Genomic DNA, 21,761 nt, shown 5'->3' with positions numbered 1-21,761 from the left:
GGGATGACGCGTCCCGGTTCGGCATGACTCGACGGGGAGAGTTCCTGACTCGCAGCGGGGCTGCTCACAGTGGCGCGACCGTGCCGGACTCACACCGGCTTCCTCGCACCCGTCGAAGGGTGTTCCGCAGTATGCCACGCCGGCCGTCGGCGCGGGCTGGGCTCAGCGTACGAAGCGCGGCGACCAGACCTGCCCGCGCGACGTCGTGCGCGTGGTCGTCGCCCCGATCATCACCAGGCACTTCATGTCGACCGTCGCCGGGTCGAACTCGCCCAGCGTCGTCACGGTGAGCGACTCCTCCGCACGCCCCACGTCGCGGCCCACGACCACGACGGTCTCGGGCGGGCGCACCTCCAGCAGGACCCGCCGCGCGTCTTCGAGCTGGGTCGGCCGGGCCCGGGACCGCGGGTTGTAGAGCGCGATGACGAGGTCGGCGAGCGCTGCGTGGCGCAGGCGGTCGGCGATGACCTCCCACGGCTTGAGGCGATCCGACAGCGACATGACCGCGAAGTCGGCGCCCAGCGGTGCGCCGGCGCGCGCCGCGACGACCTGGGCCGCGGTCAGGCCGGGCAGGACCCGGATGTCGACACCGGCGTACGCGGGGTCCTCGGCCGCCTCGAAGACCGCCGACGCCATGCCGAACACGCCGGCGTCGCCGCCCGACACCACGGCGACGCGGGCGCCGGAGCGGGCCAGGTCCAGGCCATCGCGGGCGCGGTCGACCTCCACGGTGTTGCCCGACGGGTGACGGGTGAGGCCGGGGCGCTGGGGGACGCGGTCGACATAGGGGGCATAGCCGAGGACGTGGTCGACGTCGGCGAGGGCCGCGGTGACCTCGGGGGTGATCCAGCGGTCGGGGCCGGGGCCGAGGCCGACGACGAGGAGGGTGCCGTCAGTCGGGTGCTCCTCGTCTCGCTGGCGCTCGCTCGGAGAACGTGAGGGGAGGCGCTCGCTAGGCTCCTCGTCTCGCTGGCGCTCGCTCGGAGAACGTGAGGGGAGGCGCTCGCTAGGCTCCGCGTCTCGCTGGCGCTCGCTCGGAGAACGGTCGGCCCGTCCTGCGGCGTCCGCCCGTCGGTCGCGACCCGCGACGATGATTATGGAGAAGTAGGGGACGTCGGCCGGGTCGACCGCGGCCACCGGCAGCACGCGTTCGGTGTCCCACGTCGCTCGCTCCACATAGGTCGCGTCGGCGAGGCGGCCCGCCTGGTGGAGGGCCTCGCGTACGCCCGCGAACGTGCGCCCGAGTTTCATGATCACCGCGGCATCGGTCTGGGCGAGCCGCCAGGCGAGTTCGGGGACGGGGAGGGTGCCGGGAAGGACGGTGACGACGTCCTCGTGGCGCGACAGGGCGGTGGCCGCAGCGGCCGTCGCCCCCTGGATCGAGGTCACGCCGGGCACGATCTCGGCGGGGTACGCAGCCCTGTTGGCTGTCGGCCGCGTCAGTCGATCATGGAGATACATCGACGTGCTGTAGAACAGCGGATCGCCCTCGGCCAGCACGACCACGGCGCGTCCGGCGTCGAGGTGGCTCGCGAGGCGCGCGGCGGACTCGTCATAGAAGTCCTCCATCACGCCGTAGTAGCCGCCCGCGTGGTCGGTGGTTCCCGTCGTCACCGGATAGCGCAGGAGCTCCTCGATCGCCTGGTCCGTCACGAGGTCGTCGGCGATCGTGCGGGCGTTCGAGCGACCCTTCGGGCCGGCGAAGTAGGCGATGACGTCGGCATCGACGATGAGGCGGGCCGCGCGCCGCGTGATGAGTTCGGGGTCGCCGGGACCGACGCCGACGAAGGCGAGGCGGGCCCTCATGCAGGCATCTCGTTCTCGCGGGCCAGCGCGTTCAGGGCCGAGGCGGCCATCGCTGAGCCGCCGCGGCGGCCGCGGACCACGAGCCAAGGCAGGCCGAACTCGTTGCCGGCGAGGGCCTCCTTCGACTCGGCCGAGCCGATGAACCCCACGGGTACGCCGATCACCGCCGCCGGCTTCGGCCCCCCGTCGGCGACGAGCTCGAGCAGGTGGAACAGGGCGGTCGGCGCGTTGCCGATCGCGACGACGGCGCCGTCCAGGTCGCTGCCCCACAGGGAGACCGCGGCGGCCGAGCGGGTGGTGCCCCATGCGGCGGCGAGCGGCGCCACGCGGGGATCGCCGAGCAGGCAGTGCACCTCGTTGTCGGCGGGCAGGCGATTGCGGGTGACTCCGGCGGTGATCATGGTCGCGTCGGTGAGGATCGGGGCGCCCGCCCGGAGCGCGGCGCGGGCGGCCGGCACGAGGTCGTCGCTCATCGCGAGGTCGGCGGCGATGGCGGGATCCCCGGCCGCGTGGATGATCCGGACCGCCACGGTGGCCTGCTCCTCGTCGAACGCGCTGAGGTCGGCCTCGTCGCGGATCGTCGCGAACGACCGTCGATAGATCTCGGCCCCGTCGGTCTCGTAGGCGAACCGGCGGGTGGGGCGTACCGGCTCGTTCAGGGTGGAGCGGCTGATCATGGGCGGGATTCTTCCACGACCGCGAGGACCTCGGCGGCGCTCGCGGGCGCGACCAGGTCGTGGTGGTCGCGACGCGGGGCGCCGCACCGCCGCTCACACCCGGACAGGTGGATGGGCAGCCGGGGCGCGCGGGGAAGGGCCGCGACCACGTCGTGGGCGAGGGGAAGGGTGGCGATGGCCGACCTTCGGCAGCCGGGAAGTCCCGTGCAGGCGCTGATCGCCGACCAGGCGTCGGTCGCGTCAGCGGTCAGACCGGCGTCACGCAGCGATTCCGCGTACGCGGCCCCGTTCGGCACCACGAGCGAGCGCCACGGAGTCACGATCACGTCGTCGCTGACCGCCGCGAGGGCCTCGAGCTGGGCCACGGTGAGCTGACCCAGGGGCACGCCGGCGACGAGGTGGTTGCCGACGACGCCGGGGCGCGCCTGCTCGCCCGCGACCACGGCGTCGAGCCGGACCAGGTCGCGATGGGGGATCGGCTCGGCCAGCTCGCGGACGTGCCAGGGCACCGGGTCCAGGCGTACGCGGGTTAGCTGGAACGTGCGCGCGAGGTCGATGACGGACGCCGTGGCCTCGGCGAGCGGGACCCGGAGGCCCAGGTCGTGGCCGCGCTGACGCACCTCGGCCTCGGTGGCGGACGTCGCGACGATCGCGAGGTCGAACGGCTCGGTGACCATGTCGCCGCGGCCGTCGTCGAGGGCGAACAGGATGCGGCCGGGGAGGGCAGCGAGGAGGGGGTCGGCGCAAAGCCGGTGGTCGAGTTCGTTGACCAGGGGGCGGAGGTCGGCGAGGCCGCCCGTGAGTCCGGTCAGCGGAGAGCAGACGATGTTGCGTACACGCTCGTGGGCGGGCGAGGGCACCAGACCGGTCGCCATGACGGCGTTCTCGACCGCGGCGGGGACGGGCTGGGGGAGGGCGCGGAGCTGGAGGTTGCCGCGGGAGGTGAGGCCGACGAAGCGGCTGGGGGACAGCTCGGCGAGGGTACGCAGGGTCGCGACATCGACGCGGCCGCCGGGCGCGCGGAGGCGGATGATGGCGCCATCCTCGGCGAAGAAGGGTTTGAGGATGCCGGGGCAGAGGTCCTCGCGGCCGCGGTCGATGGCGGGGTCAGGCATGGGGTCGAGCCTATGCGGGGCGCGGTGGGGGTGGGGTCCGGGTTTCGGGAGCTTCGTCTTGCGGCTGGGTGCGCGGCGGGGGCGTGGGCCGGGCTCCGCGAGCTTCGTCTTGCGGCTGGGACGCCGGGTCGTGGGTTCTTTGGTCGCGTTGGGTTCGCGGCGTCTTTACGCCGCTTCGCCGAACTCGCGGCCGCCCGGCCCACGCCCCAACCGCTGTTCGCGCGCTGAGCGACGAAGGAGTCGAAGCCACGTTCTCCGAGCAGCGCCAGCGAGACCGGAGGGGTGACGACCTGCGGACTGGTTCACGTTCTCCGAGCGAGCACTTCGTCTCGGACGCGGGCGGCCTCGCTCAGCACAGGCTCCGCGAGACGAGGAGTGGTGACGACCTGCGAGCTGGTTCACGTTCTCCGAGTGAGCGCCAGCGAGTCGAGGAGCCCCACGTTCTCCGAGCGAGCGCCAGCGAGACGAGGAGAGGTGACGACCTGCGTGCGGGTTCGCTGGGGGCAGGCTTCGCGCCCGCCAGGCGGGATCTCCTGGCGGGTCAGTCAGCGAAGACGGCGGCTGTGATCGTGCCGTTGACTTCAGGCGGCGGACTTGTTCATGAGGGGGATCAGTGCAGGGTTCACCTGGGCGAACAGTCGTGCGGCCGCAGCTTGGGCTTCTTCGCGGATCTGGTGCTTGGCGAGTTCGGCTGCTCGTCGGGTGGCTTGGCGGATCCTTCGCTTCGTCCCGGTCGGGTCGATGATGAGGTCGGTGTCGGGGTTGCGGGTGTAGGTGCCGTGGGGTGTGGTCCAGAACTCCTGTCCGGTGGGTGTTTTCCAGTGCTTCACGCCGGGGCGGACGGGGGTGGTGGTGAACCCGCCGAAGGTCTTGGCCCGGTGGACGCGCTTCGACAACGGCGTGAGGTTGGTGGTGCAGGTCTGGCCGAGGGGGAACTCCACGATGTGATCGAGGTCGATGAACTTCCCGGCCGAGCGCCGTGTGGAGAACGGGAATGCCTCGTATTCCTCCCGCAGCAGCACGTCCCGCCTCTGCGCCTCGGTCGGCTGGTAGCCGACCGTGACATGCGGCACTTCCGGATCCAGGACCGGCCGGACGGTGACCTTCTCGGCGTTCGCGAGGAGCGCGTCGAGTTGGGAACGCACGACCGACCCGAGGCCGGTGACCTCACCGCCCGCACCGCGGTCGACCTGGTCCGGGCGGATGTGGACCACGAGCTCAAGAAGGTCCTTCCTCGACGGCAACCCAGACGACGTGCCGGCCTCGTCAGCAGCGTCGAGGTCGAGGGATCCCGTGCCGAGGACCCGTCCCGCGCGGGCGGGGTCGGCGAGGAGCTCGAGTGCCTGGGCGCGGAGCACTGCGAACTGATGGTCCAACGGATCGACATCCGCGCCCCCGGCCACCGTGCCATCACCGTGGGCCGAGTCCCGGTGTCCGGCGTGGCGGAGGATGCCCGCGAGTTGGGTGATGGTCTGGTCGAGCCGCAAGCCGGCGGGACCGTCGACCTGGCCCGTGACGAGCGCGGTGCCCGCTTCACCAGCACGCACGGTGACGAACCGCCGCTCGAGCGCGGCCTTCCGACGTTCCTCGGCGCCGTCGGGATCGACCACATCACACAGCAGTTCGGCCTGCGCCAGCAACCGCGTGACGGTGTATTGCGGGGCGAACGGGGCGAGCTTCCGGTCGACCTCACCGGCCATCTTGTGGGTGAGTTCACGGGTGCGGGTGAGTTGGGCGACCTTGCGGGCCGCGAAGACGCGGACGTAGCCGTCGATCACCAGCGCCCACAACTGTGGGTGACGATGACGAAGGTCGAGGACGTCGGCGATCAGCTGGGCGGCGGCGTCGGGCGAGATGCCGAGAGCGGGGCCGACTTCGAGGGTGCAGAACTCGGCGACCTGCGGGGTGCCGTCACCGCCGAGGGCGATCAGGCGTTCGCCGTGGAGGACCGATGGTGCGGAATCGTCGTCGTGAAGGGGTTCGTCGATCCATGAGTACGCCCTTGCTGCGGCAGCGATCAACGAGATCTGGTCGATCTCTGCTTGGCGTTGGCGGTCGGCGGCGTCTTTGAGGCCGATGATGACGGCGGTGCGGTCGGGTTTTCCCTTCGCAAGAAGGTGTTCGGTGAGATCGTCCATGGTTTCCCCCTGGGGTGTGGTGATGGGTCCAGCCTAGGAAGACCCACTGACAATTTCGGGTCCAGAACAGCGGTGCGCGAAAAGTTTTTCGAACTATTTTTCTCTTGCCGTGGAAGGCGATCGCGGCCGGGTGGCTTCGACTCCTTCGTCGCTCAGCCAGCGTGACCGCGAGTCCTCGGATCGGTGGCCTGCTCCTCGTCTCGCTGGCGCTCGCTCGGAGAGCGTCGTGACGACACGGGGTGGCTTCGACTCGTTCCTCGCTCAGCCAGCGTGACCGCGAGTCCCTGGATCGGTGGCCTGCCTCTCGTCTCGCTGGCGCTCGCTCGGAGAGCGTCGTGACGACACGGGGTGGCTTCGACTCCTTCGTCGCTCAGCCAGCGTGACCGCGAGTCCTCGGATCAGTCACCTGCTCCTCGTCTCGCTGGCGCTCGCTCGGAGAACGTGGGCTTCCGCGGCTTCGACTTGTTCCTCGCTCAGCCAGCGTGACCCCCAGAGTGGCTTCGACTTGTTCCTCGCTCAGCCAGCGTGACCCCCAGAGTGGCTTCGACTCGTTCCTCGCTCAGCCAGCGAGACCCGAGTCCTCGGATCGGTCGCCTGCTCCTCGTCTCGCGGAGCCTGTGCTGAGCGAGGCCGCGCCGCGGCCGAGACGAAGTGGTTGCTCGGAGAACGTGGGTCGGCGACACGGCTTCGTCGCATCGGTCGCCCAACCGCGCGCCGGGCCGCGAACCCCGGCCCGGGAGGAGTCCGGCTAGGGTGAACCCGTCGTCGTCAGGAACCCGGTGTGAATCCGGGACGGTCCCGCCACTGTGACCCCGCGATCCATCCGCGAGGAAGCCAGGAACTGCCGCCGACCACCCGCAATCCGCCACCACGGGACGAGGATCCCGCGAGGAGAATCATGACCGAGCCCGTGCCCACCGTCTGCCTTCTGTCGACCTCCGACACCGATCTGTTGTCGGCCCGGGCGTGCGATGCCGACTACACGTACGCGAACCCGACCCGCGTCGGCCCCGACCGCCTCGCCCAGCTCCTCGAGGGTGCCGACCTCGTGGTCTTCCGCTTCCTGGGGTCGGTGCAGTCGCTGCCGGAGACCTTCGAAGCCGTACGCGCGGCCGCCAAGCCGCTCGTCGTGCTCGGCGGCGAGCAACTGCCCGACGCGAGCCTGATGGAGCTGTCGACCGTGCCGGTGAACGTGGCGGCGCAGGCCCACCTCTACCTCGCGCAGGGCGGGCGGGAGAACCTCGAGGGCGTGCACGCGTTCCTGTCCGACACCGTGCTGCTGACCGGGCGCGGCTTCGATCCCGTGCAGCAGCAGCCGGAGTGGGGGGTGCTGGGGGACTTCGACTCGCTTCGCTCGCTCAGTCAACGTGATGGTGCGGGCTCGCTCAGTCAACGTGATGGTGCGGGCTCGCTCAGTCAACGTGATGGTGAGGGCTCGCTCAGTCACCCGGAGGCGGCCCGTCCCCGTGTCGCCGTCCTCTTCTATCGCGCCCAGTTCTCCGCGGGGAACACCGCATACGTGGAAGCCCTCGCCAGCGCCATCGACGAGGCCGGTGGGGTCGGCGTACCCGTCTTCGCGACCTCCCTGCGCGACGCGCCCTCCGACCTCCTGGACCACCTCGCGGGTTACGACGCACTGGTGTCCACCGTGCTCGCCGCCGGTGGCACCAAGCCCGCCTCGGCGCAGGCCGGCGGCGACGACGAGGGGTGGGACGTACGCGCGCTCGCGGCCCTCGACGTGCCGATCCTGCAGGCGCTCTGCCTGACGTGGGACCGGGCGTCGTGGGCCGGCTCCGACGACGGCATGAGCCCGCTCGACGTCGCGACCCAGGTCGCCGTCCCCGAGTTCGACGCCCGCATCATCGGAGTGCCGATCTCCTTCAAGGAAACCGATTCCGACGGCCTGCCCCACTATGAGCCCGACGCCGAACGCTGCCGTCGCATGGCCGAGCTCGCCGTCAACCACGCCCGCCTGCGCCACATCCCGCCGGCCGAACGGCGCATCGTGATCATGCTGTCGGCCTATCCCACCAAACATTCCCGCATCGGCAACGCCGTCGGCCTCGACACCCCCGTCTCGCTGATCCGTCTGCTGGCGGCGATGCGCGATGCGGGCTATGACCTCGGCGAGCCCGGCGACATCCCCGGGACGGGCGCGATCGACGCCGTGGAAGGTGAGGCCGAGGACACCACCCGCGGCAACGCACTGATCCACGGCCTGATCGAGGCCGGCGGTCAGGACCCCGAGTGGCTCACGTCGGGTCAGCTCGCCGGACAACCCGTACGCATCCCCGCGGCCACCTATCGCGACTGGCTGAAGGAACTGCCCGACGACCTCGTCGAGGCCGTCACGCAGGCCTGGGGGGAGGCCCCCGGCGAGCTGTTCGTCGACACCACGACCGACCCCGACGGCGAGATTGTCGCCGCGACCCTGCGCGCCGGCAACGTCGTGATCATGGTGCAGCCGCCACGCGGCTTCGGTGAGAACCCCATCGCGATCTACCACGATCCCGACCTGGCGCCGACCCATCACTACCTCGCGACCTATCGCTGGATCGCCGAGGAGTTCGGCGCCCACGCGATCGTCCACATGGGCAAGCACGGCAACCTCGAATGGCTGCCGGGCAAGAACCTTGCGATGTCGCCCAGCTGCGGCACCGACGCCGCGCTCGGCTCGGTTCCGCTGATCTATCCCTTCCTGGTCAACGATCCCGGCGAGGGTACGCAGGCCAAGCGCCGCGCCCACGCCACGATCATCGACCACCTCGTCCCGCCGATGGCGCGCGCCGAGACGTACGGCGACATGAACCGCCTCGAGCAGCTGCTCGACGAGTACGGCAACGTCACGGCGATGGACCCGGCCAAGGCGCCGGCCCTGCGCCAGGAGATCTGGACCCTCATCCAGGCCGCGAAGATGGATCACGACCTCGGCCTGGAGGAGCGTCCAGGCGACGAGGAGTTCGACGAGTTCATCATGCACGTCGACGGCTGGCTCTGCGAGGTCAAGGACGTGCAGATCCGCGACGGCCTGCATGTGCTCGCGCAGGCGCCCGAGGGCGACGAGCTGGTCAACCTCGTGCTGGCCATCCTGCGGTCGAACCAGGTCTTCGGCGGGTCGTCCGACGGCATCCCGGGGCTGAGGACGGCGCTGGGGCTTGACTCCTCGACTCGCTCCGCTCGCTCGGAGAACGTGGGGGAGCACGCTCGCTCGGAGAACGTGGGGGAGCGCACTCGCTCGGAGAACGTGGGGGAGCGTGCTCGCTCGGCGAGCGTGGGGGAGGGGATCCGCAACGACACCGATCGCGTCGAGCAGCTCGCCCGCGGCCTCGTCGAATCGCTGGCCCGCAAGGGATTCGCGCCCGACGCAGTCGCCGAGGTCTGCGCGGACCTGCCCGACGGCGTCGACCGATCCGCCGTCGAGGCCTCGTTGCGGTTCGCCTGCGCGGAGGTCGTGCCGCGGCTGGCCCGGACCCGAGACGAGATCCCGGCGATCCTGCACGCGCTCGAGGGCGGCTATATCCCCGCCGGCCCTTCGGGCTCGCCGCTGCGTGGCCTCGTCAACGTCCTGCCCACCGGCCGCAACTTCTATTCCGTCGATCCCAAGGCCATCCCGTCGCGGCTCGCCTACGAGACCGGCCGCGCCATGGCCGACTCGCTCGTCGCCCGCTATGTCGAGGAGACCGGCGAGCACCCCCGTTCGGTCGGCCTGTCGGTGTGGGGCACGTCGGCCATGCGTACGTCGGGTGACGACATCGCCGAGGTCCTCGCCCTCATGGGCGTGATTCCCCAGTGGGACGAGGCATCACGGCGCATCACGGGCCTCGACGTCGTGCCGCTCGACGAGCTCGGCCGGCCCCGCATCGACGTGACCGTCCGCATCTCGGGTTTCTTCCGCGACGCCTTCCCCCACGTCCTCACGCTGCTCGACGACGCCGTACGCCTGGTCGCCGGACTCGACGAGCCCGAAGACCACAACTTCGTCAAGGCCAACGCAGCAAGGGATCTCGCCGAGCACGGCGACGAGCGGCGCGCGACCACGCGCATCTTCGGTTCCAAGCCGGGCTCCTACGGCGCCGGCATCCTGCCGCTGGTCGAGGCGGGGAACTGGCGTACGGACGCCGACCTCGCGGAGGTGTACGCGACCTGGGGCGGCTTCGCGTACGGGCGCGACCTCGACGGAATCCCTGCCAGGGATACGATGGAGGCGAACTATCGCCGCATCCAGGTGGCGGCGAAGAACATCGACACCCGCGAGCACGACATCGCCGACTCCGACGACTACTACCAGTACCACGGCGGCATGGTCGCGATGGTGCGTTCGCTGACGGGGGACTCCCCGAAGGCCTACGTGGGCGACTCGACGACCCCGGACGCCGTGAAGACCCGCACGCTGCAGGAGGAGACCAACCGCGTCTTCCGGGCCCGCGTCGTGAACCCCCGCTGGATCGCCGCGATGCAGAGGCACGGCTACAAAGGGGCGTTCGAACTCGCCGCCACCGTCGACTACCTGTTCGGCTTCGACGCCACTACCGGCGTGGTGCCCGACTGGATGTATGAGCAGCTGGCGCAGGCGTACGTCCTCGACGAGACCAACCAGGAGTTCATGAGGCACGCGAACCCCTGGGCGCTGCGCGGCATCATCGAGAAGCTCCACGAGGCCGCCGACCGCAACCTCTGGGAGGAGCCGGACGCCGCACTCATGCAGCAGCTCCAGCAGGTCTATCTCGACATCGAGGGCGACCTGGAGGAGTGAGCCTCAGCCCGCGGGCCGCAGCACGTAGGTGTCCATCACCCAGCCGTGCTCGGCCCGCAGGGCCTCGCGTACGGCTGTGATCTCGTCGATCACCGCGTCCAGCGGGCCGCTCACGAGCGCCTCGCGCGGGTCGCCCAGCATCGCGCCCCAGAAGATCTCCAGCCCCTTGCCCACCAGCGATCGGCAGGTCAGGTGGCCGTCGAGCATGACCACCACGTCGCCGAGCTCGGGCGTCCACTCGTCGACCAGTCGCCGGCCCGTCGTGATGTGGATCGGTGACCCCACGCGGTTCAGCGCGATGCCGTGGCGCGCGGCGAGGAGTTGGGGGGACGAGATGCCGGGGACCACCTCGAGGTCGATCTCCAGCCCGCCGGCGCGCAGGTGGTCGACCACCCGCAGCGTCGAGTCATAGAACGCCGGGTCACCCCAGACCAGGAATCCGAGGGTGCCGAGGGAGTCCGCGATCGCCTCGGCGTACACCCGCGCCCGCGCGTGGTGCCAGTCGCCCACATTGCGGTGGTACGCGGACGCCTCGCCGCCCGGGCGCTCGGCCGCCCGGTCCCGCGGCGGATCGGGGACCACGCGTACGCGGGCCTGCGGCGCGTGGCGCTCCACGACCGCGGTGCGGAACGCGACGAGGTCGGAGGTGTCGGCCCCCTTGTCGGTGACGAGGAACGTGTCGACCTCGCCGAGCGCACGCACCGCCGCGAGTGTGAGCTGGTCGTGGCCGCCGGGCCCGATGCCGATCACCTTGACGCGGCGCAGGTCGGTCACGGGATCGCCGCCAGGAAGACGAACGCGACGCCGAGCACGAGGTGGATCGACGCCTGCAGTCGCGTCGCGCGGCCCGGCATCACGGTGAGGATCGACACCGAGGCCGTCAGTGCGAGCAGGACGATCTGGACCGGGTCGAGACCGAGCACCAGCGGGGTGTCGATGAACAGCGTCATGATCGCCATGGCCGGGATGGTCAGGCCGATCGACGCCATCGCCGACCCCAGCGCGAGGTTCAGGCCGATCTGGACGCGCCGGCGCTTGGCGTTGCGCGCGGCGGCCAGCGTCTCCGGCAGCAGGACCACCAGGGCGATGATGACGCCCACGAACGACGGGGGCAGTCCGGCCGCCTTCACGCCTGCCTCGATCGCGGGGGACTCGACCTTCGACAGGCCGACGACGGCCACGAGCGACACCGCGAGCAGCAGCACGCTGACCAGCGCCTCCGACCGCGACGGCGGCGCGGCGTGGTCCTCGTCGTCGGGAACGTTCGACCCGGCGGCCGCCGAGCTGCCGCCCTTGGCCTTGCGGGGCTCCTCGACGGGGAGGAAGAAGTCGCGGTGACGCGCGGTCTGGGTCACGACGAACATGCCATAGAGCACGAGGCTGGCGACCGCCGCGAAGACGAGCTGGGTGTCGCTGAAGATGGGTCCCTCGGTCGTCGTGGTGAACCGGGGGATGACCAGCGACAGGGCGGCGATCGCGATGACGGTCGCTAGCGCGGCGCCGGTGCCCTCCGAGTTGAACACGGCCAGCCGGGAGCGGCGGCTGATGCCCACGAACAGCGTGATGCCCACGATGAGGTTCAGGGTGATCATCACGGCGGCGAACACGGTGTCGCGGGCCAGCGTGGCGTTCTTCTCCGGATCACCCGACACCATCAGCGTCACGATCAGGGCGACCTCGATGATCGTCACGGCCACCGCGAGGACCAGTGAGCCGAAGGGCTCGCCGACCTTGTGGGCCACGACCTCGGCGTGGTGGACGGCGGCGAGCACGGCGGCGCCCAGGAGGACGGCCACCACGAGGACGGCGAACAGCGGCAGGTCGCGTCCCCAGGAGGCGAGGAGCGCGACGATGGCCGCGATCGGGGCGAGGGTGGTCCAGGTCAGGTGTCGGCGTACGAGGGACAAGGGCGGTCCTTCCGTGGGTGGTGCGGGACGGTCGGTCAGTCTGTGGTGGGGCGGTCAACGGCGGCGGCGCGCGTCACGGTGTCGATCTGGTGGGCCAGGACGGCCCGCTGGCGTTCGGCCGGATAGTTCTCCGGGAAGTGCACGGCGGCCAGGATCAGACCGTCGACACACGCCGCGAGCGCCTCGGCGGCCTCGTCCGGCTGACCGAGGGCGCCGGTCAGCGCCCGCGCCAGCTCCCGCGAACCGAAGAGGAGCTCGGCGGCGTACGGCTTCAGGTTCTCGCGCGTGCGTGACCGTTCGGTGAACGCCAGCCACACGGTCGCCTCGGCCCGCCGGGCCTCGTCGAGCGGCATGAGCTCTTCGAGCATCCCGACCAGACCCTGCAGGGCGGCCTGATGGTCGCCCCGCTGCATCGCCGCGTCGATCGCCGGCTCGTGGGACCGGATGCGGTTGGCCACGCGATCGGCCATGGCGCGGGCGGCCGCCTCGAGCAGGTCGTCGGCGCTGTCGAAATAGTGACGCACCGACCCGATGTTGAGCCCGGCCTCGTCGGCGATGTGCCGCAGGGACGCGCCCGTGATGCCGTCGCGACACACGAGACGGAAGACCGCCTCGATGATCGCCTGCCGCCGCTCGGTGGGGTCAACGAGCTTGGGCATACGAGATTTTATCACGCATGTGATGGATCCCCTCCCGGCGTGGTAGGTTGCAATTATCACAGTCGAGATAAAAAGGATCACCCCCATGTCCTCCGCTCGCAGCACCGCAGACCGCGCCACCCCCAGCCCGTCGGTTTCGGCGCGCATCCCCGCCCTCGACATCGCCCGGGGCATCGCGATCTTCGGCACCCTCGCCACCAATATCTGGCTGTTCAGCCATCCAGGGGGCTTCCTCGGCTATCTCGGCGGGCCGACGACCCCGGGCGCCGGCCCGGCCCAACAACGCGTCGAGGCCTTCCTGATGGCACTCGCCAACGGCAAGTTCCTGGGCCTGCTCACCCTCATGTTCGGCATCGGCCTCGCCATCCAGGCGCGCTCGGCCCAGCGCCGCGGCAGGCCCTGGCCCGGCCGCTACTGGGTCCGCGCCGGACTGCTGTTCGCCGAGGGGCTGGTCCACTACCTCCTGATCGCCGAGTTCGATGTGCTGATGGGGTACGCGGTGACCGCGCTCGTCGTCAGCTGGTTCATCCTCGCCTCACCCCGCGTACGCCTGGGCGTGGCCGTCGCGTGCACCGCGCTGCACGTCGCCGCGGTCGGGGTGGTCACCTGGCTGCTCGTCGCGATGCCCACCGGGGCCATGGCGCTCCCCGGCACCGGCTCCGACGCCAATCCCTATCGCGACGGCAGCTGGCTGGACCTGGTCGGACTGCGCCTCGACCAGGCGTTCCTCTTCCGTCTGGAGCCAGTGTTCATCGGCCCCATGTCGGTGGCGATGTTCCTCGCCGGTGCCGCGCTGTTGTCCCGAGGGATCTTCGAGCCGCGCGGCGCCGGGCTGCGGCGGCGCCTGATGATCGCGGGCGGGATTGCGCTTCCGCTCGACCTCCTGCTGGCCCAGCTGCCGACCTCGGTCCTCGTGTGCCGCTACCTCCTGGCCCCGGTCGTCTCTGCGGGCCTGCTCGCCCTCATCGCCCACGCGTGGCTCGGCCGCGAGCCGGGCTTCGTCGGCCGGCGGCTCTCGGAGGTGGGACGCGCCGCGCTCAGCTGCTACATCGCCCAGAACCTGCTGTCGTCGGCCCTGTTCTACGGCTGGGGTCTCGGGCTCAACGCGGTGGCGCCGGTGCTGCGCCTCCCCGTCACCGCGGTCGCGTACGCCGGGGTCTGCCTGGCGATCGCGACGCTCGCCCACCTGTGGCTGCGGCGCTTCGAGCGCGGTCCGGTGGAGGGGCTGGTGCACCGGGTGTCCGCTAAGATTTGAACATGTTCAAAACTGGGTGCCTGCGATGACCGCCAAGGCGGAGCGCACGCGCGAACTCCTCGTCGACACCGCCCTGCGACTCCTGCGCGACGAGGGCTATGAGGCCACGACCATGCGGCGCGTCGCCACGGAGGCGGGCGTCTCGACCGGGAACGCGTACTACTACTTCGCCGGCAAGGACGCCCTGGTCCAGGAGCTGTTCGATCGGGTCCAGGCCGACCATCGCGCGATCGCCCTCCCGAGGCTGGTGGACGGTGACCCGGTGGGGGAGAACCTGCGGCGCGTGCTCCACGCAGGCCTCGACGTGATGGCGCCCTATCACGCGCTGGGCGCGACGATGATCGCCACCGCGCTGCGCCCCGCCTCCGACATCAGCCCGTTCTCGGCGGCCTCGTCACCCGCCCGGGCCCAGGCCGTCGCACTGATGGCCGAGGCAGTGGGGACGTCCCGCGGAGTCCCGCGCGGCGCTCTGGCCGATCGCCTCCCCACCCTGCTGTTGCTGGCCTACCTGGGCGTGACGCTCCACTGGGTCCACGACGCGACCGACGGCCAGCGGCGTACGCGGGACCTCGTCGACGGACTCGCGCCCCTGCTGGGCCGGGCCCTCAACCTCGCCCGCCTCCCCATCGCCCGCGGCGTCTCCGCGGACGTCGTGGCCCTCGTCGACCGCTTCGCACCCGCAAAGGACTGACATGTTCACACCCGCCACCTCCCGCCCCCGCGTGGTCATCGCCGGGGCGTCCGGTTTCCTCGGCCGCCACCTCACCCGCGCCTTCGCCGGCGACGGCTGGGACGTGAAGACCATCGGCCGCTCGGGCGCGGACGCCACCTGGGGCGGTGACCTCGGACGGCTCGTCGAGGGCGCCGACGCCCTGGTGAACCTGGCCGGGCGCTCGGTCAGCTGCCGCTATTCGAAGGCCAACGCCGACGCCATCTTCCGCTCCCGCACCCGGACGACCCGCGAACTCGGGCTGGCGCTGGCCGCCTGCGACGCCCCGCCGCCGGTCTGGCTCAACGCGAGCACCGGCACCATCTATCGCGACGCCCGCGACCGACCGCAGGACGAGGACTCCGGCGAGTTGGGCGACGGCTTCTCCGTCGAGGTCGCCCGCGCCTGGGAGCGCGAGCTGGATGCGGCGCCGGTCGGTGACCGCGTACGCCGGGTCGCCCTGCGCACCACCATCGTCCTCGGCCCGGAAGGCGGGGCGCTGAGCCCGCTGATCAACCTGGCCCGCCTGGGGTTCGGTGGCCCCGAGGGCGACGGCGGCCAGAGGTTCAGCTGGCTGCACGTCGACGACGTCCATGGCGCGATCCGCCACATCATCGACACCCCGGCCCTGGAGGGACCCGTCAATCTGGCCTCACCCCACGCGGTGACGAACGTCGAACTGATGGCGGCGGTGCGGCGTCATCTCGGACGCCCCGTGGGTCTGCCGCTGCCGGCCTGGTCGCTGGAGGCGGGCGCACGCATCATCCGCACGGAGGCCGAGCTGGTGCTCAAGAGCCGCTGGGTCCACCCGGGCCGGCTGCTGGACACCGCGTACGCGTTCCGCCACCCGGAGCTCGATGGCGCGCTGGCCGACATCGCGCGCCGGACGCCGCGGGGGCTGCTGAGGGTGCAGATGGGGTGACAGGCTTCGACTCCTTCGTCGCTCAGCCAGCGCTTCGACTCCTTCGTCGCTCAGCCAGCGCTTCGACTCCTGCTTGCTCGGCCGCCCGATAGAGTCACCTCCCATGCATGAGTTCGACCACGCCCGCATCGAGGCGGCCGTCCGCGAGATCCTCGTCGGGATCGGCGAGGACCCCGACCGCGACGGCCTGCGCGACACCCCGGCGCGGGTGGCGCGCGCGTACGCCGAACTCACCGCCGGGCTGCGCCAGAGCCCCGAAGAGGTCCTCGCCACCAGCTTCGACATGGCCCACAACGAGCTGATCCTCGTCAAGGACATCGAGGTCTGGTCGATGTGCGAACACCACCTGGTGCCGTTCACCGGCGTGGCCCACGTGGGCTACATCCCCGGCGAGGACGGCCGCGTGACCGGCTTGTCGAAGCTCGCGCGACTCGTCGACGTGTTCGCGAAGCGCCCGCAGGTGCAGGAGCGAATGACGACCGACATCGCCGAGGCGCTGATGGAGCACCTCAACCCCGGCGGCGTGATCGTCGTGGTCGAGTGCGAGCACCTCTGCATGACGATGCGCGGCGTACGCAAACCCGGCTCGCGCACCGTCACCAGCGCCGTCCGCGGCCAGTTGCGCGACGCCGTGACGCGGGCCGAGGCCATGAGCCTGATCCTGGGCCGATGACCCCCCGGCCTGAGAGCGGGGGCCTGCTCGCCCCCGGGCCCACCCGCGTGATGGGCATCCTCAACGTCACCCCCGACTCCTTCAGTGACGGCGGCGACTGGTTCGACCACGACACCGCCATCGCCCACGGCCTCGAGCTGGCCGCCCGGGGCGCCGACATCATCGATGTCGGCGGCGAATCGACGCGGCCGGGGATCTCCCGCACCACGGCCGCCGAAGAGCTGCGCCGTGTCCTGCCGGTCGTGACGGCGCTGGCCGCCGAACGGGTCGCTGTGTCGGTCGACACCATGCGCGCCGAAGTCGCCCGGGCCACGGTCGCCGCGGGCGCGACCATGATCAACGACGTGTCCGGCGGACTCGCGGACCCCGACATGCTCCCGGTCGTCGCCGATCTGGACGTGCCCTACATCGCCATGCACTGGCGCGCCCATTCCACCACCATGCAGGACCTCGCCACCTATGAGGACGTCGTCGCCGACGTGCGCCGCGAGCTCGCGGAGCGCGTCGACGCGGCCCTGGCGGCCGGCGTACGGGAGGCCCGCCTGGTCGTCGATCCCGGCATCGGCTTCGCCAAGACCGCCGGTCACAACTGGGAGCTGCTGCGACGCCTCGACGAGATCGAGTCGCTGGGCCTTCCCGTGCTCGTCGGGGTGTCGCGCAAGCGATTCCTGGGGGAGTTGCTCGCAACGTCCGGCACCGAGCGCGCGCCCAAGCGGCGCGATGCGGCCACGGCCGCCATCACCACCGTCTGCGCCCAGCGCCGGGTCTGGGCCGTGCGTACGCACTCGGTGCGGGACCAGTGTGACGCGATCGCCGTGGTGGAGCGGCTGCGCGGCGACGTTACTGATGAGTAGGTCGTTCACCGAGGTGTTCCTGCCGTCGGCTAGGCTCCGCCCCAACAGCTGGACCAGGAGCGGGCAGTTGGACGGAGGTGGACCATGAGCGACCGCATCACCCTCACCGGCATCGAGGCCTTCGGCCGTCACGGCGTGTTCGAGCACGAGCGCGCAGATGGGCAGCGCTTCCGCGTCGACGCCACCCTGTGGCTCGACCTCGGCCCTGCGGGGGAGTCGGACGACCTCGTGGACACCGTCGACTACGGCGGGGTCGCGCAGGCCATCGTCGCCGACGTCGAGCGCGACCCGCTCGACCTCATCGAGGCGCTCGCCGCCCGCATCGCCCGCACCTGTCTGACCGACGCCCGCGTACGCGAGGTCGAGGTCACCGTCCACAAGCCGATGGCGCCGGTCGACGTCCCGTTCGACGACATCGCCGTCACCGTGAGAAGGAGCCGCACATGACCCACCCCTACGCCATCGACGCCGACACCCTCAGCGGCATGCGCCCGCTGCGCAAGGTCGTCTTCGCCCTCGGATCGAACCTCGGCGACCCGCTCGAGAACCTCCAAGGGGCCCTCGACTCGCTGGGCAACACCCCCGACGTGATCATCGTCGACGTCTCGCCGGTCTATGAGACCGACCCCGTCGGCGGTCCCGCCGACAGCCCCCAGTTCCTCAACGCCGTGGTCGTGGCCGAGACCACGCTCCAGACCCGGACGCTGCTTGAGCGGGCGCAGGCGATCGAGGACGCGTACGGGCGTGAGCGCGAGCATCGCAACGATCCCCGCACGCTCGACGTAGACCTCGTGGTCGTCGGCCAGGTCCAGCAGAACGATCCCGAGCTGACCCTGCCCCATCCCCGCGCCCACGAACGCGCCTTCGTCCTCGTGCCGTGGCACGACGTCGACCCGACCGGTGAACTCCCCGGCCACGGCCCCATCGCCGTGCTGCTCGAGGACGTCGACACCTCCGGCGTCCGCCGGCGCGACGACCTCGCCCTGGAGGCCTGAGTTGGCGGAACCCACCGTCACCGCGACGACGGGTCGCGAACTCGGCGCGGCCGCGCTCGTCGGCGCCTTCGGCGCGTGGCTGTTCGTCCGCACGGTCGAACGCGCCACGGGCGAGACGCCGCAGCTGCCGTGGGTGGGGGTGGCCATGCTCGGCGCCCTCGCGATCGCCATGGGGTGGCTGGCGTGGAGCGTACGCCGGGCTGCGACCAAGCCCGGTTCGCCGCCCGTCGAGAACCGGCGAGCGCTCGTCCACCTCGCCCTCGCCAAATCGGCCCTGCTCGGCGGCGCGGCCCTGGCCGCGGGCTACCTGGTGTTCGCCTACCTGTTCGTCGACCACCTCGACGCGGTCGGCCCGCGGCAGCGCGTCATCCGCGGGGTCGTCTCGGCCGTCGTCGCGGTCGCGATCGCGCTGGCCGGATGGGTGCTGGAGAAGGCGTGCCGCGGGCGCTGGGGCGACGAGCCACCCACGCCCGAGGATCGCGATTAGATTCTCTCGGAGGGCGTTTCGCACCCGCCCGCGCCGGTGTCCGAGCACTACCATTACGCACGTGAACACCACCTCCACCAGCCGCCGCTCCGGCTCCGCGTCCCCCCTCCGCCGGGCGTCGCAGTTCGCGCTCTCCGCAGGCCTCGTGCTGGCGATCGCCTCCGCCTTCGGCTCGGTCTGGGTGGTGCGCGCCGGGCTCGTCGTGCTCGCCATCGGTGCGGTCCTCGCGGTCCGCTTCGCCTGGCAGGAACTGCGCCAGTCCCAGGCCGAACACGGCCAGGCCCTGTCCCACATCGCCCGCTCCCAGGGTGCGTCGATCGCCGCCGAGCGGCGCCGCACCGGCGAGGTGCTCGACGCCCTGCGTGACCACAACGGTCGCGCCGACGCGGCGGTGCGCGAACTCGAGGGAACCATCGGCGAGCTCAAGGTCGAGTTGAACACCCTGCGCGGCGCCAACGCCGGCCTCAAGGCCGACCTCGCCGAGCGCGACCACCGCATCTCCACCCTTCGTCGCGACCTCGCCTCCCGCGAGGCCGAGCTGCGCACCCTGCAGGAGATCGAGGACGACGCCGAGGTGCTGGCCATGCCGCGTCACGCCGCCGGCTCGGACTGGGACGCCCTGCCGACCGCGGAGGACCTGTTCGCCGACGGCGACCACCCGACCGTGGTGGACCTGCAGAAGCTGGCCTTCCCGGCCGTCGAGGCCGAGGTCCGCAAGCAGGCCTGACCCCGCGTACGCCGACGGCGCCGGTCCCTCGGGGGGCCGGCGCCGTTGCCGTGTCGCCGGGGTCGGTGGGCCCGCGCCTATTTGTCCAGGTCGCCGATGACGTGACCGATCGAGGCCAGCACACATTCCACGTCACCCACGGGCGTGCCCGGGAGGATCGCCTCCAGCGCGGCGGCGTGGTGGAACGACGGGGTACGCAGCTTCATGCGCCACGGCGTCTTGTCGCCGCGGGAGACCACGTGGAGGCCGGAGCGACCCAGCGGGGCCTCCACCGCCGCGTACGCCTCGTCGTCGGGCAGTTTGACGATCTTCGGCAGGCGGACGTCGATGGGGCCGTCGGGCACACGCTCGGCTGACGCCTCGACGAGCCGCGCGGACACTCCCACCTCATCGAGCAGGAGGGAGAAGCGTGCGCGGGCGTCGCCGGCCCCTTCGGTGGTGGGCGCGGGCACCAGGTCGGCGAGCTCCGCGTACGGACCGGACGCGGCCGTGCGGCGCAGGTCGAGGTCGAGGCCCGCGGCGCGGGCGAGGGGACCGGAGAGCCCGTACGCGTCCACCAGCGCCTCGTCCACGAGGCCGACCCCGGCTCCCGGCAGGGACTCGGACAGCGGGGTGAGGTCGGCGGCGATGCGAGTGACGAGGGCGACCTCGTCGGCGAGCCAGGCGGGGGTGGCGTCGGCGCCCAGACCCCCCAGGCGGACGACCATCGGGTGGATGCGGTTGCCGGTGAGCCGACGCGTCTGCTCGCGGAGTTCCTCGCGGGCCCGACGGACGACCGTGGCGTGTTCGGTGTCGCGGGCGACCCAGGTCAGGAATCCCAGGTGGGACAGGATGCGGGTGTGCTCGGCGAGCAGCGTCCGCAGCCACGCCGCCCGCGGGGGGACCTCGAGTCCGAGCATCTGCTCGACCGCCGTGGCAGCGAGCAGCTCGCCGAAGAACGGCGCCTGCCAGTCGTGCCGGTCGGCCAGGCTGAGGATCTGACGATAGTCGCGCACCTCGAAGAGCTTCTCGACCCCGCGATGCATCGCCCCAGGAACCACGGTCGCCTCGGTGACGACGCCGTCCCGTTCCGCCACGCACAGCTCGAGGAGGCCGGCGTGGGACGGGTGGTCGGCGCCGAGGTCCAGCCAGATCGTGGTCGCGTCGCCGGGGATGCCGGCCGCCATCGATCCGACGAGGAACCTGAGCCGCCGAGGGAGGGCGGGGGTCGCGGGCTGGTCAGGCATGGGGGCCATTATGGTCGGCGACCCGGTGGACGATCCACCAGAAGTCTCCGAAGCGAGCGGGGTCGCGCCAGAGGGCCAGCTCGCTGCGGAGGGCCAGGGCGTGGAGGCCGGCCGAGTCGGGCAGGGCGACCGGGAGGTCGCGGAGTCGGGTCAGGGCGAGTCGCTCGGCACCCGCGCGCTCGACGGCGTCGGCCAGGCTGTCGACGGCCACGTGGGCGGTGAGGTTCGCGTCCGGCGTCCCGGGCTCGACGGCGCGGCCGTCGCGGTGGGCCGTGAGCGTGGACCGGCGTGGTCGGCGCTCGGCGGTGTGGCCGTAGTCGAGCGCCACCAGGAGGCTGCCCGGGGGCAGCCGTTCGGCGAACCACAGCCAGGCGGAGTCCCGCGTACGCCCCACGTCGACGGTGCCGACGGACGGCCACCAACGGTTCAGCCAGGCATCGTCGTCGCGGGAGACGGGGCCTGCGGCACCGTGCGGTCCGAGTTCGACGCGCGGCCCTTCTTCCCCGTTCGCGGGACCGGCGACCACACAGGGCAGGTCGTCGAGCCATTCCACGGCCAGCAGGAGGACCGGGGTGCCGTCGGCCCACAGGTCGGCGACGGGACCGTCCCAGGAGTCGCCCGCGACGTCCCATCGCGCCAGGCGGGTGTCGTCCTCCAGCCCCGGGACGGGACGCAGGTCGATGGCGTGGCGGCGTACGCGGGGGCAATCGGCCCCCAGATCCACGGGGGCGTCACCGGCGCCGACCTCGATCAGGTGGTCGATCGCGTGAATTCTCAACAAATCGGCAATCGCACCGGAAAGCACCGTGGGACACGCTATTGCGGGCGTCGTGAAATGCATCGACGGCTGACTCGCGA

19 protein-coding genes and 2 riboswitches are annotated in these 21,761 nt (G+C 71.5%); of the genes, 10 read left to right on the top strand and 9 right to left on the bottom strand.

Annotated features, from left to right (window positions below):
- Positions 1–18: 18 nt before the first annotated feature.
- A riboswitch (cobalamin riboswitch) is annotated at positions 19–144 on the bottom strand.
- 18 nt (positions 145–162) lie between these two features.
- The 4 genes from cobJ to ACYVAG_RS14420 form a co-directional block, all read right to left on the bottom strand.
- The gene (cobJ, locus tag ACYVAG_RS14435) at positions 163–1,806 is read right to left on the bottom strand and encodes a precorrin-3B C(17)-methyltransferase (RefSeq protein ID WP_460770774.1); all 1,644 of its coding nucleotides are present in this window, start codon (positions 1,804–1,806) and stop codon (positions 163–165) included.
- Complete coding sequence (locus ACYVAG_RS14430) at positions 1,803–2,483, bottom strand: precorrin-8X methylmutase (RefSeq protein ID WP_460770772.1); 681 nt, start codon at positions 2,481–2,483, stop codon at positions 1,803–1,805. Before ACYVAG_RS14430 ends, cobJ begins: the two co-directional genes overlap by 4 nt.
- On the bottom strand, positions 2,480–3,598 hold the full coding sequence (locus tag ACYVAG_RS14425; RefSeq protein WP_460770770.1) for a precorrin-3B synthase: 1,119 nt from the start codon (positions 3,596–3,598) through the stop codon (positions 2,480–2,482). Before ACYVAG_RS14425 ends, ACYVAG_RS14430 begins: the two co-directional genes overlap by 4 nt.
- A 581-nt stretch (positions 3,599–4,179) precedes the next feature.
- Positions 4,180–5,736 (bottom strand): DUF222 domain-containing protein, encoded by a 1,557-nt coding sequence (locus tag ACYVAG_RS14420; protein WP_460770768.1) that lies wholly within the window; start codon positions 5,734–5,736, stop codon positions 4,180–4,182.
- Positions 5,737–6,505: 769 nt separating this feature from the next.
- Positions 6,506–6,580, top strand: a riboswitch (cobalamin riboswitch).
- A gap of 54 nt (positions 6,581–6,634) precedes the next feature.
- Between ACYVAG_RS14420 and cobN the strand changes: the two genes are divergently transcribed.
- The gene (gene cobN, locus ACYVAG_RS14415; RefSeq protein ID WP_460770766.1) at positions 6,635–10,489 is read left to right on the top strand and encodes a cobaltochelatase subunit CobN; all 3,855 of its coding nucleotides are present in this window, start codon (positions 6,635–6,637) and stop codon (positions 10,487–10,489) included.
- Between the two features lie 3 nt (positions 10,490–10,492).
- Here the strand turns inward: cobN and cobF are convergent, their stop codons facing one another.
- Genes cobF through ACYVAG_RS14400 form a run of 3 tightly spaced genes read right to left on the bottom strand, consistent with a single transcriptional unit; the run spans position 10,493 to position 13,055 of the window.
- On the bottom strand, positions 10,493–11,263 hold the full coding sequence (gene cobF / locus ACYVAG_RS14410) for a precorrin-6A synthase (deacetylating) (protein WP_460770764.1): 771 nt from the start codon (positions 11,261–11,263) through the stop codon (positions 10,493–10,495).
- Positions 11,260–12,396: a calcium:cation antiporter gene (locus ACYVAG_RS14405; RefSeq protein ID WP_460770763.1), complete on the bottom strand. Its 1,137-nt coding sequence runs from the start codon at positions 12,394–12,396 to the stop codon at positions 11,260–11,262. Before ACYVAG_RS14405 ends, cobF begins: the two co-directional genes overlap by 4 nt.
- Before the next feature lie 35 nt (positions 12,397–12,431).
- Positions 12,432–13,055 (bottom strand): TetR/AcrR family transcriptional regulator, encoded by a 624-nt coding sequence (locus ACYVAG_RS14400; protein ID WP_460770761.1) that lies wholly within the window; start codon positions 13,053–13,055, stop codon positions 12,432–12,434.
- A gap of 85 nt (positions 13,056–13,140) precedes the next feature.
- On the opposite strand from ACYVAG_RS14400, the gene ACYVAG_RS14395 reads away from it, so the two are divergent.
- The 9 genes from ACYVAG_RS14395 to ACYVAG_RS14355 all read left to right on the top strand — a co-directional run bounded on the left by ACYVAG_RS14395 (position 13,141) and on the right by ACYVAG_RS14355 (position 19,677).
- Positions 13,141–14,310, top strand: coding sequence for a DUF418 domain-containing protein (locus ACYVAG_RS14395; RefSeq protein WP_460770759.1), 1,170 nt, complete (start codon positions 13,141–13,143; stop codon positions 14,308–14,310).
- Positions 14,311–14,335: 25 nt separating this feature from the next.
- A complete protein-coding gene (locus tag ACYVAG_RS14390; protein ID WP_460770757.1) occupies positions 14,336–15,001 on the top strand; it encodes a TetR/AcrR family transcriptional regulator in 666 nt (221 codons plus the stop codon).
- Between the two features lies 1 nt (position 15,002).
- Positions 15,003–15,941 (top strand): TIGR01777 family oxidoreductase, encoded by a 939-nt coding sequence (locus ACYVAG_RS14385; protein ID WP_460770755.1) that lies wholly within the window; start codon positions 15,003–15,005, stop codon positions 15,939–15,941.
- A gap of 103 nt (positions 15,942–16,044) precedes the next feature.
- A complete protein-coding gene (folE, locus tag ACYVAG_RS14380; RefSeq protein WP_460770753.1) occupies positions 16,045–16,614 on the top strand; it encodes a GTP cyclohydrolase I FolE in 570 nt (189 codons plus the stop codon).
- Positions 16,611–17,468, top strand: a complete 858-nt coding sequence (gene folP / locus ACYVAG_RS14375) for a dihydropteroate synthase (protein WP_460770752.1) — start codon at positions 16,611–16,613, stop codon at positions 17,466–17,468. The genes folE and folP overlap by 4 nt, the downstream gene beginning before the upstream one ends.
- 84 nt (positions 17,469–17,552) lie before the next feature.
- Positions 17,553–17,915 carry a dihydroneopterin aldolase gene (gene folB, locus ACYVAG_RS14370; protein WP_460770750.1) on the top strand — a complete coding sequence of 121 codons (363 nt, stop codon included), beginning with the start codon at positions 17,553–17,555 and terminating at the stop codon, positions 17,913–17,915.
- Positions 17,912–18,463, top strand: coding sequence for a 2-amino-4-hydroxy-6-hydroxymethyldihydropteridine diphosphokinase (gene folK, locus ACYVAG_RS14365; RefSeq protein WP_460770748.1), 552 nt, complete (start codon positions 17,912–17,914; stop codon positions 18,461–18,463). The genes folB and folK overlap by 4 nt, the downstream gene beginning before the upstream one ends.
- 1 nt (position 18,464) lies before the next feature.
- Positions 18,465–18,950 (top strand): DUF3180 domain-containing protein, encoded by a 486-nt coding sequence (locus ACYVAG_RS14360; RefSeq protein ID WP_460770746.1) that lies wholly within the window; start codon positions 18,465–18,467, stop codon positions 18,948–18,950.
- 61 nt (positions 18,951–19,011) lie between these two features.
- On the top strand, positions 19,012–19,677 hold the full coding sequence (locus tag ACYVAG_RS14355; protein ID WP_460770745.1) for a hypothetical protein: 666 nt from the start codon (positions 19,012–19,014) through the stop codon (positions 19,675–19,677).
- Positions 19,678–19,754: 77 nt separating this feature from the next.
- On the opposite strand, the gene ACYVAG_RS14350 is transcribed toward ACYVAG_RS14355, so the two are convergent.
- Together ACYVAG_RS14350 and ACYVAG_RS14345 are read right to left on the bottom strand one after the other, a co-directional pair.
- Entirely contained in the window at positions 19,755–20,903 is a 1,149-nt protein-coding gene (locus ACYVAG_RS14350) for an NADH-quinone oxidoreductase subunit D-related protein (RefSeq protein WP_460770744.1), read from the bottom strand.
- A complete protein-coding gene (locus ACYVAG_RS14345; protein ID WP_460770742.1) occupies positions 20,896–21,684 on the bottom strand; it encodes a hypothetical protein in 789 nt (262 codons plus the stop codon). The genes ACYVAG_RS14350 and ACYVAG_RS14345 overlap by 8 nt, the downstream gene beginning before the upstream one ends.
- Positions 21,685–21,761 lie beyond the last annotated feature (77 nt).

It is taken from the genome of Mariniluteicoccus flavus (assembly GCF_054776655.1).
This window is presented reverse-complemented; position numbering and strand designations above follow the sequence as displayed.

Excerpts from the sequence above, each read along its gene's own strand:
- cobJ (WP_460770774.1), bottom strand. The coding sequence starts at position 1,806 with ATGAGGGCCCGCCTCGCCTTCGTCGGCGTCGGTCCCGGCGACCCCGAA.
- ACYVAG_RS14430 (WP_460770772.1), bottom strand. The coding sequence starts at position 2,483 with ATGATCAGCCGCTCCACCCTGAACGAGCCGGTACGCCCCACCCGCCGG.
- ACYVAG_RS14425 (WP_460770770.1), bottom strand. The coding sequence starts at position 3,598 with ATGCCTGACCCCGCCATCGACCGCGGCCGCGAGGACCTCTGCCCCGGC.
- ACYVAG_RS14420 (WP_460770768.1), bottom strand. The coding sequence starts at position 5,736 with ATGGACGATCTCACCGAACACCTTCTTGCGAAGGGAAAACCCGACCGC.
- cobN (WP_460770766.1), top strand. The coding sequence starts at position 6,635 with ATGACCGAGCCCGTGCCCACCGTCTGCCTTCTGTCGACCTCCGACACC.
- ACYVAG_RS14400 (WP_460770761.1), bottom strand. The coding sequence starts at position 13,055 with ATGCCCAAGCTCGTTGACCCCACCGAGCGGCGGCAGGCGATCATCGAG.
- ACYVAG_RS14395 (WP_460770759.1), top strand. The coding sequence starts at position 13,141 with ATGTCCTCCGCTCGCAGCACCGCAGACCGCGCCACCCCCAGCCCGTCG.
- ACYVAG_RS14390 (WP_460770757.1), top strand. The coding sequence starts at position 14,336 with ATGACCGCCAAGGCGGAGCGCACGCGCGAACTCCTCGTCGACACCGCC.
- ACYVAG_RS14385 (WP_460770755.1), top strand. The coding sequence starts at position 15,003 with ATGTTCACACCCGCCACCTCCCGCCCCCGCGTGGTCATCGCCGGGGCG.
- folE (WP_460770753.1), top strand. The coding sequence starts at position 16,045 with ATGCATGAGTTCGACCACGCCCGCATCGAGGCGGCCGTCCGCGAGATC.
- folP (WP_460770752.1), top strand. The coding sequence starts at position 16,611 with ATGACCCCCCGGCCTGAGAGCGGGGGCCTGCTCGCCCCCGGGCCCACC.
- folB (WP_460770750.1), top strand. The coding sequence starts at position 17,553 with ATGAGCGACCGCATCACCCTCACCGGCATCGAGGCCTTCGGCCGTCAC.
- folK (WP_460770748.1), top strand. The coding sequence starts at position 17,912 with ATGACCCACCCCTACGCCATCGACGCCGACACCCTCAGCGGCATGCGC.
- ACYVAG_RS14350 (WP_460770744.1), bottom strand. The coding sequence starts at position 20,903 with ATGCCTGACCAGCCCGCGACCCCCGCCCTCCCTCGGCGGCTCAGGTTC.